This is a genomic window from Streptomyces sp. KR55 (assembly GCF_052245645.1).
GTDB classification, from domain to species: Bacteria; Actinomycetota; Actinomycetes; order Streptomycetales; family Streptomycetaceae; genus Streptomyces; species Streptomyces flavusporus.
The window spans coordinates 1-11893 of record NZ_JBQQCE010000305.1; the positions used below are offsets into that span (position 1 = coordinate 1).

Consider the following 11893-nt stretch of genomic DNA (forward strand, 5'->3'; position numbering starts at 1 on the left):
ACGTCCACTGCGGCTGTGTGGCCGGATCGGTGACGGGGACGGTCTCCGTCCGGCCGATGTTCTCGTTGTCCGGGAATCCGCCCCGCCAGGCTCCGTTGGTGCGCTCGATGTCGAACCGCCCGACGCGCCCCTGGCTCACGGTCGCGAAGAGGTCGGCCTTCGGCAGATACGGCCGCAGCGTCCGCTCCACCGTCCCCTCCGCGAAGTCCTGCCAGCGCACCGGGAACACGGCGGTCTCCACCCGGGCCGGACCGTCCGCCGTGTCGATCACCGTTCCGTCGAGCGCGAGCGCGGTCGCCCCGGACGGATTGGAGATCCGCACGTCCCGGTCCAGCGTGAACGGGTCGAACCCGGTGACCACGATGCGCCGCACACCCTTGCCGTGCGGGATGGGGGTCCCCCCGCTCGAGCGAAGCCGAGAGTGGGGGAGGATGTCGGTCTGACCGCGCGAGGTCCGCTCCAACGCGTCGAGCAGCGCCGCACGTTGGTGCTCACTCATCCCGAACTGCGGCTGCCAGCCCCGCACTTCACGCGTCATCCCCAGCCGCGCCCAGTACAGCGGCCGGTCGTCGTCCCGGCTCAGGTCCCCGTCGGCCGGACCTCGGCCCTGCGCCCGGTCGACGGCCCGCCGCCACAGCTCCGCTCCCTCGCGTACGACGATCCCGCGGGCCTGCGCGTACGAGCGTGCCCGGCTCAGCGCCTCGGCCAACTCAGGTGCCACGCTGTCGAATCCGGACCGCCTCAGGATTTCCTGCGGCACGGCCCGGTCCAGCCGCTGCTCCTCGACCGTCGCCGTGGCCGACCCTGGGTCGGCGGAGGCCGGGGCGGGCGCCGCGAGGCCGGCCAGCAGGGCGAAGCCGAGTACGCCGATGCGAACACGTATGGAATTCAAGGGGTTTCGGGCCTTCCGTCGCAGTGGGGTGCGGTGCCGGACGGCGGAAGTATCGCGCGACGGAAGTGGTCTACGCCATGGTGTGCGTGGGGAGTTGAGCTGTCAGCGCTCGCCCAGCAGCGTGAGGAAGTCCCGGAACGCACCCGGTATGTCCACCGACTCCGGGTCCAGCTTGGGCGGCGCGGCACTCGCGGACGTGCTGACCGGCGCGTACGAGCCCGGCGGGCGCCTCCCGACCACATGGGGCTCCCCGACGGACGCCCCGGTCACCCAAGTCGTCCCGACTGACGGCGAACTTGCGTACGCAGAAAGCGTGTTCATCGGCAATGGCGCCTGGGAGAAATGCGCCGGCCGCACCCCGGCGAGCCCCACCCCGAGCGCCCCGCGCGCCGGCTGGCCGGCTTCGCCGGGGTGGAGGCCGCGCCCGGCGAGCGCGTCGAGGTCACCGTGGATCTGCCGCGTCGCGCGTTCGAGATCTGGGATGAGATGAGCGCGTCATGGTCGTTTGTGAAGGGTTCGTACGAAATCCAGGTCGGCCACTCGATCACGGACCGCCGCCTCACCGCGGCGATTAACGTCTGAGGCGGGGCAACCCACGAGCAGCCCCGGTCCGGGACCTGACACCCGGGCCGGGGCTAGCGGTTCGAGAAGCCGTACACCGTCTCGGACCGGTACACCTCGCCCGGCCGCAGCACCGTGCTCGGGAACTCCGGCCGGTTCGGGGAGTCCGGGAAGGCCTGCGTCTCCAGTGCGATGCCGTCGCCGGGGGCGAAGGGCTCGTCCAGGTGATCGGCGGTGTACAGCTGGAGGCCGGGCTCCGTGGTCGACACGGTCAGGACCCGCCCGGACGCCGGGTCGTACAGCTCGGCGACCTCCTCCGGCGTCCCGGTCAGCCCCTTGTCGAGCACGAAGTTGTGGTCGTAACCGGCGCCGGTCTTGCGTTCCGTGCGGAAGTCGAAGCGGGTGCCCTCGACGGAGGCGATGCCGGTCGGGATCAGGTCCGCGTCGACCGGCGTGTACCGCCCTGCGGCGATCCGCAGCGCATGGCCGCCCGCGGTGCCGGTACCGCTCAGGTTCCAGTACGAGTGGTTCGTCAGGTTCACCACGGTCGGCGCGTCCGTGGCCGCCTCGTAGGAGATCCGCAGCGCGCCCGTCGCGTCGAGGCGGTACGTCGCCGACACCTCCAGCCGGCCCGGGAAGCCCTCTTCGCCGTGCGGGCTGACCCGGCTGAGCCGTACGCCGTGCTCGACCGGCGTCACCTCCCACACACGCTTGTCGAAGCCGCGCTCGCCGCCGTGCAGCGAGTTCGGCCCGTTGTTCCGCGCGAGCTCGTACGTCCGCCCGTCCAGCGGGAAGCGGCCGCCCGCGATCCGGTTGGCGTACCGGCCCACCAGGGCGCCGAAGTAGGGCCCCGGATGTTCGACGTACCCGTCCAGGTCCGCGAAGCCCAGCACCACGTCCGCGGCCTGTCCCTGCCGGTCCGGCACCTGCACCGACTGCACGATTCCGCCGTACGACAGGATCCGCACCCGCACGCCCGCCCGCTCCAGGGTCCAGCGTTCGATGGGGGTGCCGTCGGAAAGTGTGCCGAAGTGTTCGCTCATGAGTGAAACCCTAGGACAACCCTGGTCACGCCGTCTTCCCGGTGACCTTCCGGTACGCGATCTCCGCCAGCCGCGCCTGCCCGTTCTTGCTCGGATGGAACCAGTCCCAGTGGCTCAACTGCGCCGTACCGAAGCGGTACTCGTACACCGCGCCGCCGTCGAAGCGGCACCGCTCGTCCTGCGCGCACACCTCCTCCAGCACGCCGTTGTAGTCCTCCACCCGCTGCTGCACCGTCTCGCGCCGCTGGTTCGCCGCCGCGTCCAGCGCGTCCGCGTCGCCCAGCATCGACGGGCAGATGCCCAGCTTCCACACCTGCCTGCCCAGCGGATTGGTACGCCCCTCGGACCACAGCCGCTTCAGGTTCGGCACGCTCGCCACATACACCTGCGCCTTGGGCAGGGCCTCGCGCAGGGTGTGCAACGCGTCTTCGAAGTTGGCGCGGAAGTCGGCCACCGACGTCATCTCCGCCGTCGAGGCCCGACAGGCGTCGTTCGCCCCGGCCATCACCGTCACCAACTCCGGCTCACGGGTCACCGCCCGCGCCATCTGCCCGGGCAGATCCGCCATCCGCGCCCCGGTCACGGCGTAGTTCCAGCTGTGCGTGGCGGCCCGCGCACCCCCCAGCAGCCGTACGGCGAGACTGCCGACGTCGGGGCTGCTGCCCGTCGCCCAGGAGGCCTCCGGACAGTCCGACAGCACCTCGCAGGCATCGAAACCGCGGGTGATCGAGTCGCCGACCGCGGCGATCGAACGGGGGCTGCGGTCCCAGGCCGGCGTCGGACTCGGCTTCGCCCGCTGCGCACCGGTACCCGCCGGGCCCGACGAGTCGCCGCCCACCGCATCGCATCCGGTGACACAGAGGAGTGCCGCCGTGAGCACGGCGAGCCAGGCCCGCGAGCGTTCTCCGGTCTTCCGCATCCGCTGCTGATCCCCTCGGTCCTCGTGCGCCGGTGTACGACGGTCGTCCCCAAGACCGCGCGACGGCGTCCAAGGGGGCTCCCTCCATAACAACGCGCAAGAGTTCCCGGCCGCGCGGCGTGCAACGGCGCATGGCCGTACAAGCGTCCTGCCGGGTGAATGGCGGGAGTTTCCCGGCACCTGGACCGACGGTACGTCACACTCCTTGCGCCGCCGCACGGTAGCCTCGCCATCAACGTGGCTGACAGCCACCACCGCCCCGCCCGAACGCACCATGCCCGCTCTGCCCGGAGGTCCCGGTGACGACACGTGGAGTTCTGTACGTGCACTCCGCGCCGCGCGCGCTGTGCCCGCATGTCGAGTGGGCCGTCGCCGGGGTGCTCGGCACACGCGTCAACCTCGACTGGATCCGGCAGCCCGCCGCGCCCGGGACCTGGCGCTCGGAGTTCTCCTGGCAGGGCGAGGCCGGCACGGCCTCCAAACTCGCCTCCGCGCTACGGGGCTGGCATCTCCTCCGCTTCGAGGTCACCGCCGAGCCCTGCCCGACCGCCGAGGGCGAGCGCTACAGCTGCACTCCCGACCTCGGCATCTTCCACGCCGTCACCGGCATCCACGGCGACATCCTGATCCCCGAGGACCGCCTGCGCGCGGCGCTGCTCCGCAGTCAGCGAGGGGAGACGGATCTGGAGGCCGAGCTGTCCAAGCTCCTCGGGAAGCCGTGGGACGACGAGCTGGAGCCGTTCAGGTACGCGGGCGAGGGAGCGCCGGTCCGCTGGCTGCATCAGGTGGTCTGATTCCCCGCTCAACACGTACGAAGGGCCCCCACCGGCTGGTGGGGGCCCTTCACGCTCGTAGGACAGGCCGTCAGGCCGTCCGGAACGCCAGTACCACGTTGTGCCCGCCGAACCCGAACGAGTCGTTCAGCGCGGCGATACGGCCCTCGACGGGCAGTTTGCGCGCCTCGCCGCGGACCACGTCGGCGTTGGCCTCGGCCTCCGGGTCGATGTTCTCCACGTTGATGGTCGGCGGAGCAACCCGGTGGTACAGGGCGAGCACGGTCGCAACGGTCTCGACCCCGCCCGCACCACCCAGCAGATGCCCGGTCATCGACTTCGTCGCGGACACCGCGATGTGGTCGGCGTCGTCACCGAACACCTTCCGCAGCGCCTTCAGCTCGGCGATGTCACCGGCCGGCGTCGACGTCGCGTGCGCGTTGACGTGCATGATCTCGGCCGGGTCGAGGTCGGTCCGGTCGAGCAGGTTCTGCAGGGCGTGCGCGATACCGCGCCCCTCCGGCTCGGGCTGCACGATGTCGTGACTGTCGGCGGAGATGCCCTGCCCGACCGCCTCCGCGTAGACGCGCGCACCGCGCTTCGCGGCGTGCTCGGCGGACTCCAGGACGACCACGCCGGCGCCCTCACCGAGGACGAAGCCGTCACGGGCCACGTCGTACGGACGCGAGGCGCCCTGCGGGTTCTCGTTGTTCTTGGACATCGCCATCATGTTGCCGAACGCGGCGATGGGCAGCGGATGGATCGCCGCCTCCGTGCCACCCGCGACGACGATGTCGGCACGGCCGGAGCGGATCATCTCGATGGCGTAGCCGATGGCCTCGGCGCCCGACGCGCACGCGGAGACCGGCGTGTGCACGCCCGCCCGGGCGCCCACGGCCAGACCCACGTTCGCGGACGGGCTGTTCGGCATCAGCATGGGGACGGTGTGCGGGGAGACGCGGCGGACGCCCTTCTCCTTGAGCACGTCGTACTGGTCGAGCAGGGTCGTGACACCGCCGATGCCGGACGCGATGACCGCACCGAGCCGGTCCGGGTCGACGGCTGTGTCCTCACCGGCCTTTGCGGTGAAACCGGCGTCGGCCCAGGCTTCCTGAGCGGCGATCAGCGCGAATTGCGCCGAGCGGTCCAGGCGGCGGGCCTGCGGCCGGGGGATGGTCTCGGTCGGTTCCACCGCGACCGGCGCGGCGATACGGACCGCCTGGTCGGCGGCCCAGTCCTGATCCAGGGGCTTGACGCCGGAACGTCCGGCGACCAGGCCCTCCCAAGTAGAGGCTGCGTCGCCACCCAGCGGTGTGGTTGCGCCGATACCGGTGACGACCACAGTGCGATTGGTCGAGCTCACGGGAATTCTTTCTCCAACGGATACGAGGATTCAGCGGCGCCACCGCCGGGTGGCGGGGCCGGCAGCTCCCGGCCTAAGGGGTGTCTCAGGCCTGGTGCTTGAGGATGTAGTTGGTCGCGTCGCCCACGGTCTTGAGGTTCTTGACGTCGTCGTCCGGGATCTTGACGTCGAAGCGCTCTTCGGCGGCGACGACGACCTCGACCATGGACAGCGAGTCGACGTCCAGGTCGTCGGTGAAGGACTTGTCCAGCTGGACGTCCTCAACCGGGATGCCGGCGATCTCGTTCACGATCTCCGCGAGACCGGCGACGATCTCTTCCTGAGTGGCGGCCATGTCAGGCGCTCCTTCGTAGATGTTCCAGAGGGTGTGGCGCCCACCGCGTGAGCGGCAGGTGCTTGCAGTGCCCGCACCGGATCAGCACGATCCGGCACGGAGTGCCTAGGGGAGGGTAACGACCGTGGCGGCGTAAACGAGACCCGCCCCGAATCCGATGACGAGCGCGGTGTCGCCGCTCTTCGCCTCGCCGGTCGCCAGGAGCCGCTCCATCGCAAGCGGAATCGAGGCGGCCGAGGTGTTGCCGGTGGTGCGCACGTCACGGGCGACCGTGACGCTCTCCGGCAGCTTGAGTGTCTTCACCATCGAGTCGATGATCCGCTCGTTGGCCTGGTGCGGAATGAAGACATCCAGTTCGTCCGGCGAAAGTCCGGCGGCGTCCAGGGCCTCCTTGGCGACCTTCGCCATCTCGAACACGGCCCAGCGGAACACCGCCTGGCCCTCCTGCGTGATCGCAGGAAACCGCTCGACCTCGCCCTCGCGGTAGTCGGTCCAGGGCACGGTCTGCTTGATGGTCTCGGACTTGTCGCCCTCCGAGCCCCAGACGGTCGGGCCGATCCCGGGCTCGGTGGACGGGCCCACGACGACCGCGCCCGCGCCGTCGCCGAACAGGAAGGCCGTCGCCCGGTCCTCCAGGTCGGTCAGGTCGCTCAGCCGCTCCACGCCGATGACGAGGACGTACTCCGCGGAGCCCTCGGCGATCATGCCCTTGGCGAGGGTCAGGCCGTAGCCGAAGCCCGCGCAGCCGGCCGAGATGTCGAACGCGGCGGCCCTGGCCGTGCCGAGCTTGTCGGCGATCTCGGTGGCCACGGCCGGGGTCTGCTTGAAGTGGGTGACGGTCGAGACGATCACCGCGCCGATCTGCTCGGCGGAGATACCGGCGTCGGCGATCGCCTTGCCGGACGCCTCGACCGACATCGCGGCGACGGTCTCCTCGGCGTTCGCCCAGTGCCTCGTCTCGATGCCGGAGCGCGAACGGATCCACTCGTCCGACGAGTCGATCTTCTCGAGGATCACCTCGTTCGGCACGACTCGGTTGGGCCGGTACCCGCCCACGCCGAGGATGCGCGCGTACGGGACGCCCTTGCTGGGCTTGATCTTCGGCATGTTCGGTCGGGCTCCTTCAGGGGCTCAGGCGCCCGCTGCGTCAGCAGCAGGATCAGACGCAGCGGCGATGAGCTCGCGGGCCGCGTCGAGGTCGTCGGGGGTCTTCAGGGCCAGTGTCTTGACGCCGGGCAGGGCCCGCTTGGCGAGACCGGTCAGCGTGCCGCCGGGGCACACCTCGAGCAGGACGGTGACGCCGAGCTCCTGGAAGGTCTCCATGCACCGGTCCCAGCGGACCGGGTTGGCGACCTGACCGACCAGCCGCTCGACGACCTCGGCGCCGGAGGCGACCGTCCGGCCGTCCTTGTTCGAGACGTACGTGACCTTCGGGTCGGCGGGCGTGAGCGCCTTGGCTGCCTCGGCCAGCGTGTCGACCGCGGGCGCCATGTGGTGGGTGTGGAACGCGCCGGCCACCTTCAGCGGGACGACCTTGCGGACACCCTCGGGCTTGTCCTCGTTCAGCGCGGCGAGCTGCTCCAGGGTGCCCGCGGCCACGATCTGCCCGGCGCCGTTGACGTTCGCCGGGGTCAGGCCCAGCTTCTCCAGGTGCGCGACGGACACCTCGGGGTCGCCGCCGAGCAGCGCCGACATCCCGGTCTCGGTGATCGCGGCCGCGTCGGCCATGGCGAGGCCACGCTTGCGGACGAGAGCCAGTGCGGCGGTGTCGTGCAGGACGCCCGCGAACGCGGCGGCGGTGATCTCACCGACGCTGTGGCCGGCGACGGCGCCCGGGACAATGTCACCCAGTGCCGCGGCCGAGAGGATTCCGGCGGCGACGAGCAGCGGCTGCGCCACGGCGGTGTCGCGGATCTCGTCCGCGTCGGCCTTCGTGCCGTAGTGGGCGAGATCCAGTCCGATGGTGTCCGACCAGGCGGCGACACGGTCGGCGGCACCGGGCAGTTCGAGCCAGGGAGTCAGGAAGCCGGGCGTCTGGGCGCCCTGGCCGGGAGCGACGAGTACGAGCACTCTCACACTCTCTCTTGGAGACGGCCATGGCCGCCCGTGGGGACAAGGACGAAGAACACGAAGGGGTTTTGTGGGCCCCCGACAAAAGGCTAGGGCTGGAGATCCCCATCCGCCAGACGCCCCAGGATCAGTGCAATGCGCAACGTGAACGCGGAACGTACATCGGATGGCGACCAACCGGTGACGTCAGTCACACGTCGAAGCCGGTAGCGCACGGTGTTGGGATGCACGAACAGCATCCGGGCCGCTCCTTCGAGGCTGCTCGCCTGCTCCAGATAGACGCTGAGGGTCTCCAGGAGCGCCGAGCCGGCTTCCTCCAGCGGTCTGTAGATCTCCTCCACCAGCTGCTCTCGCGCGCTCGGGTCACCGGCGATCGCACGTTCCGGAAGCAGGTCGTCCGCCAGCACCGGCCGTGGCGCGTCCTGCCAGGCGGAACACGCCTTGAGCCCCGCGGCGGCGGCCTGCGCGGAGCGGGTCGCGGCCAGCAGGTCGGGCACGATCGGCCCCGCGACGACGGGACCTGCGGCGAACGGCCCGATGAGCGACTTCGCGACAGCGAGCGGATTGTCACTGCCGCCCGCGATCACGACCAGCCGGTCCCCGAGCACGCCCGTCAGCACCTGGAGCTTGGCGTGCCGTGCCGCCCGCCGGATCGCCTCCACCGTCAGCTCGGAGTCACCGTCGGGCGCGGTTCCCAGCACCACGCACACATGCTCGGGTGCGTTCCAGCCGAGCGCCGCCGCCCGCGACACGGCGCCCTCGTCGGCCTCGCCGCTCAGCACGGCGTTCACGACCAGCGACTCCAGCCGGGCGTCCCAGGCACCGCGTGCCTCGGCGGCCTGGGCGTACACCTGCGCGGTCGCGAACGCGATCTCACGCGCGTACACCAGCAGTGCCTCACGCAGGATGTTCTCGTCGCCGGGGGCGGCGACCTCGTCGATCGCGCTCTCCATCACCTCGATCGTGGTGCGCACCATCTCCACGGTCTGCCGCAGCGTGATGGCCCTGGTCAGCTCGCGTGGCGCGGTCCCGAAGACGTCGGTGGAGATGGCCTGTGGGGCGTCCGGGTGCCGGAACCACTCGGTGAACGCGGCGATACCGGCCTGCGCGACCAGCCCGATCCAGGAACGGTTCTCCGGGGGCATGGCCCGGTACCACGGCAGCGTCTCGTCCATCCGCGCGATGGCCTGGGCGGCAAGACTTCCGGAGGACTTCTCCAGCCGCTTCAGGGTCGCGGCGTGCGCATGCACGCCGGGTACAGGGGCGTCGGGGTGACGGGCTTCGGGTTCGGGCACGGGGACAAGACTGCCTTATCGGGACGCGAGTGCGCTCCGCCGGGTCTCAGGTGAGGTCTACGGTGGTGTCCGTGATGGACGTACGGCGCGCCGAAGAGCGCTACCCCGGCGGCGACCCGCAGACCGGCATCGTGTCCCGGCACGCCTTCTCCTTCGGCCCCCACTACGACCCCGACAACCTCCGCTTCGGCGCGCTGATCGCCTGCAACGAGGAGCGGCTCGCCCCCTGCGCCGGCTTCGACGAGCACCCGCACAGCCACACCGAGATCGTCACCTGGGTCGCCGAGGGCGAGCTGACCCACCGCGACTCCGCGGGCCACGAGACGGTCGTCCGCGCCGGGGACGTCCAGCGGCTCAGCTCGGCGTCCGGCGTCCGCCACGTCGAACGCAACGACGCCGACCACCCACTGACCTTCGTCCAGATGTGGCTGGCCCCGCTGACCCCCGGCGGCGACCCGTCCTACGAGATCGTCCACGGCATCGCCGACGCCACGCCCTACGCGGTCCCCGAGGCCGGCGCAATACTCCACGTCCGCCGCCTGACCCCGGGCGAACGCACGGCAATCCCCGACGGCCGACACGTCTACGTCCATGTGGTCCACGGCGAAGTGCGCCTGGACGGCGAGGAGTTGGGCCCCGGCGACGCGGCCCGCATCACAGACGCGAAGGATGTGGAGGCGGTGGGAGTGACGGGGGCGGAGCTGCTGGTGTGGGAGATGTCCGCAAGCTGAGCGGACGTGGTGGTGTGGTGACAAGCCCCACTCTGGCAACCGGCTTGCGCGCGTAACGGCGCGCCTGCTCCACTCCGTAGGTTGGCGGAATGAACGATCAGCTCATGGGAGATGAAGCGGCTGCGCAGGTTCGGGTGGCTTGGGCCCGCATCGAGAAGTGGATGGCCGCGCATGCGCCTGGCTCGCTGGCGATGTTGCGGCCAGCGGCGACCGAGAAGCAGATCACCGCGGCTGAGAGCATGCTCGGGGTGCGGCTGCCTCCGGCGTTGCGTGCCTGGTACCTGTTGCACGACGGATCTGTAGGCACGCATACGGACGACTTCCAGGACGCGACCGACGGCTCCCTCGTCACCAATCCTGAGTGGCGCAAGACCGCTTGGCTGCCCCCTTGCTACGCCTGGTACCAGCTCGACCGGATGGTCACCAAGTGGCAGGCTCGGACAACGCCCGAAGTCGGCAGCCAGGACCGCGCTCACCTTCCGCTGACCGTGACGGCAGGCGACGCCTGGGCGGGGCTGTTCATGGACGCCGATCCCGAGCGGGCCACGTTCGGCCGGATTGGCGCATGGAGCATCCCAAGCCCGGACTACGTCACCGAGTCGGACTTCACCCTCCCGCAGTGGCTGGAAGAGATCGCCTCCGCCCTGGAGACAGGCCGGTGCCTGCGCGGCGCAAACGGTGTGGACATGCCCGAGGTGTGGCCGCATCTGGATGAGGAGGAGGGCGCACTGGCCTGGGGGGACCCGGAGGACATGGAAGAGGAGGACTGGACGATCCATCGCGGCCACCTGTGATGCGGATTCAGGGCTTGGTCATCGTGCAGATGAGGTCGGCGTGAGGCGAGGCCACGACGGAAGCCGCAAGGCGGTGTGGTTCGAGTGCCTGGCCAAGGCGCCGGACGCACGGTGATCCGGCGCCTCGACCGGGGTGCCCTCAGCCCCGTACCTCCGCCAGCACCGCGTCCGTGAACGGCGGCCACACCTCGATTGCCCAGGGCCCGAACGCCCGGTCCGTCAGCGCGACGCACGCCACCTGGGCATCGGGGTCGATCCACAGGAACGTACCCGACTGCCCGAAGTGCCCGAACGTACGCGGTGAGGACGAAGACCCCGTCCAGTGTGGTGACTTGGAGTCGCGGATCTCGAAGCCGAGGCCCCAGTCATTGGGGTTCTGGTGGCCGTACCCGGGCAGGACCCCCTTGGTCCCCGGATACTGCACGGACATCGCCTCCGCGACCGTCCGCGGATCCAGCAGCCGCGGGGCCAGCACCTCGGCGGCGAACCGCAGCAGGTCGTCCACGGTCGACACCCCGTCCTTGGCGGGCGAGCCCTTCAGGGTCGTCGAGGCCATCCCCAGCGGCTCCAGCACCGCCTGCCGCAGATACTCCGCGAAGGGAATGTCCGTCGCCTTGGCGACATGGTCCCCGAGCTGCTCGAACCCGGCGTTGGAGTACAGCCGCCGCTCCCCGGGCGTGGCCGTCACCCGGTGCTCGTCGAAGGCCAGTCCGGAGGTGTGCGCGAGCAGGTGACGGACCGTCGAGCCGGGCGGCCCGGCCGGTTCGTCGAGCTCGATCGCCCCCTCCTCGTACGCGACGAGCACAGCGTAGGCCGCGAGCGGCTTGGTGACCGAGGCCAGCGCAAACCGCTCCCCGACCGCCCCGCGCCGCCCCAGCACCGCACCATCCGCCCGCACGACACCCGCCGCAGCGGCAGAAACCGGCCAGCTGTCGATCAACGCCAAGCTCTTCAAGGACATGCCATCGAGCCTAATCCGAAAATCGATGCATCAGCGGGCAGGCGGCAGCACCCGGCCGAGCGGTAGCGAGGTCGGGTGTGGATCGTGTGGGATCAGGCTGCGGCGGGTTCGAGGCTGACCTTGTAACCGAGCGCTTCGAGCTGATGGACATGGCTGC

The 11893-nt window shown here is 70.6% G+C and carries 13 protein-coding genes and 1 pseudogene; 4 read left to right on the plus strand and 10 right to left on the minus strand.

Features of this window, described 5'->3' with window-relative positions:
- Window positions 1–892 (minus strand): pyroglutamyl peptidase (locus ACTWQJ_RS34320; protein ID WP_443310377.1); only part of this gene is annotated, 892 nt, incomplete at its 3' end.
- Window positions 893–994: 102 nt separating this feature from the next.
- Window positions 995–1132, minus strand: a complete 138-nt coding sequence (locus ACTWQJ_RS34325) for a hypothetical protein (protein WP_443310387.1) — start codon at window positions 1130–1132, stop codon at window positions 995–997.
- Here ACTWQJ_RS34325 and ACTWQJ_RS34330 point away from each other — a divergent pair.
- Window positions 1068–1474: pseudogene (locus tag ACTWQJ_RS34330) on the plus strand (fibronectin type III-like domain-contianing protein); the annotation flags it as partial. The gene ACTWQJ_RS34325 and the pseudogene ACTWQJ_RS34330 overlap by 65 nt on opposite strands.
- A gap of 53 nt (window positions 1475–1527) precedes the next feature.
- Here ACTWQJ_RS34330 and ACTWQJ_RS34335 read toward each other — a convergent pair.
- A complete protein-coding gene (locus ACTWQJ_RS34335; RefSeq protein WP_443310378.1) occupies window positions 1528–2496 on the minus strand; it encodes an aldose epimerase family protein in 969 nt (322 codons plus the stop codon).
- 25 nt (window positions 2497–2521) lie between these two features.
- Window positions 2522–3415 carry an SGNH/GDSL hydrolase family protein gene (locus tag ACTWQJ_RS34340; protein ID WP_443310379.1) on the minus strand — a complete coding sequence of 298 codons (894 nt, stop codon included), beginning with the start codon at window positions 3413–3415 and terminating at the stop codon, window positions 2522–2524.
- A 299-nt stretch (window positions 3416–3714) separates the two neighbouring features.
- On the opposite strand from ACTWQJ_RS34340, the gene ACTWQJ_RS34345 reads away from it, so the two are divergent.
- The gene (locus ACTWQJ_RS34345; protein WP_361476472.1) at window positions 3715–4209 is read left to right on the plus strand and encodes a DUF3145 domain-containing protein; all 495 of its coding nucleotides are present in this window, start codon (window positions 3715–3717) and stop codon (window positions 4207–4209) included.
- 70 nt (window positions 4210–4279) lie between these two features.
- Here ACTWQJ_RS34345 and ACTWQJ_RS34350 read toward each other — a convergent pair whose 3' ends face one another.
- The 5 genes from ACTWQJ_RS34350 to fasR all read right to left on the minus strand — a co-directional run bounded on the left by ACTWQJ_RS34350 (window position 4280) and on the right by fasR (window position 9250).
- Window positions 4280–5551, minus strand: coding sequence for a beta-ketoacyl-[acyl-carrier-protein] synthase family protein (locus tag ACTWQJ_RS34350; RefSeq protein ID WP_443310380.1), 1272 nt, complete (start codon window positions 5549–5551; stop codon window positions 4280–4282).
- An 85-nt stretch (window positions 5552–5636) separates the two neighbouring features.
- Complete coding sequence (locus ACTWQJ_RS34355; RefSeq protein WP_129800876.1) at window positions 5637–5885, minus strand: acyl carrier protein; 249 nt, start codon at window positions 5883–5885, stop codon at window positions 5637–5639.
- A 105-nt stretch (window positions 5886–5990) separates the two neighbouring features.
- A complete protein-coding gene (locus ACTWQJ_RS34360) occupies window positions 5991–6992 on the minus strand; it encodes a ketoacyl-ACP synthase III (protein ID WP_443310381.1) in 1002 nt (333 codons plus the stop codon).
- A gap of 24 nt (window positions 6993–7016) precedes the next feature.
- Window positions 7017–7955, minus strand: a complete 939-nt coding sequence (locus ACTWQJ_RS34365; protein WP_443310385.1) for an ACP S-malonyltransferase — start codon at window positions 7953–7955, stop codon at window positions 7017–7019.
- An 89-nt stretch (window positions 7956–8044) separates the two neighbouring features.
- Window positions 8045–9250, minus strand: coding sequence for a fatty acid biosynthesis transcriptional regulator FasR (gene fasR / locus ACTWQJ_RS34370; RefSeq protein ID WP_443310382.1), 1206 nt, complete (start codon window positions 9248–9250; stop codon window positions 8045–8047).
- A 74-nt stretch (window positions 9251–9324) separates the two neighbouring features.
- Between fasR and ACTWQJ_RS34375 the strand changes: the two genes are divergently transcribed.
- Together ACTWQJ_RS34375 and ACTWQJ_RS34380 are read left to right on the plus strand one after the other, a co-directional pair.
- A complete protein-coding gene (locus ACTWQJ_RS34375; protein WP_443310386.1) occupies window positions 9325–9981 on the plus strand; it encodes a pirin family protein in 657 nt (218 codons plus the stop codon).
- A gap of 104 nt (window positions 9982–10085) precedes the next feature.
- Complete coding sequence (locus tag ACTWQJ_RS34380; protein WP_443310383.1) at window positions 10086–10775, plus strand: SMI1/KNR4 family protein; 690 nt, start codon at window positions 10086–10088, stop codon at window positions 10773–10775.
- 139 nt (window positions 10776–10914) lie between these two features.
- Here ACTWQJ_RS34380 and ACTWQJ_RS34385 read toward each other — a convergent pair whose 3' ends face one another.
- The gene (locus tag ACTWQJ_RS34385; RefSeq protein WP_443310384.1) at window positions 10915–11736 is read right to left on the minus strand and encodes a serine hydrolase domain-containing protein; all 822 of its coding nucleotides are present in this window, start codon (window positions 11734–11736) and stop codon (window positions 10915–10917) included.
- Window positions 11737–11893 lie beyond the last annotated feature (157 nt).

What these genes read in the sequence shown, in the direction of transcription:
- ACTWQJ_RS34340 (WP_443310379.1), bottom strand. Translation starts at nt 3,415, where the DNA reads ATGCGGAAGACCGGAGAACGCTCGCGGGCCTGGCTCGCCGTGCTCACG.
- ACTWQJ_RS34335 (WP_443310378.1), bottom strand. Translation starts at nt 2,496, where the DNA reads ATGAGCGAACACTTCGGCACACTTTCCGACGGCACCCCCATCGAACGC.
- ACTWQJ_RS34360 (WP_443310381.1), bottom strand. Translation starts at nt 6,992, where the DNA reads ATGCCGAAGATCAAGCCCAGCAAGGGCGTCCCGTACGCGCGCATCCTC.
- ACTWQJ_RS34375 (WP_443310386.1), top strand. Translation starts at nt 9,325, where the DNA reads ATGGACGTACGGCGCGCCGAAGAGCGCTACCCCGGCGGCGACCCGCAG.
- ACTWQJ_RS34385 (WP_443310384.1), bottom strand. Translation starts at nt 11,736, where the DNA reads ATGTCCTTGAAGAGCTTGGCGTTGATCGACAGCTGGCCGGTTTCTGCC.
- ACTWQJ_RS34380 (WP_443310383.1), top strand. Translation starts at nt 10,086, where the DNA reads ATGGGAGATGAAGCGGCTGCGCAGGTTCGGGTGGCTTGGGCCCGCATC.
- ACTWQJ_RS34355 (WP_129800876.1), bottom strand. Translation starts at nt 5,885, where the DNA reads ATGGCCGCCACTCAGGAAGAGATCGTCGCCGGTCTCGCGGAGATCGTG.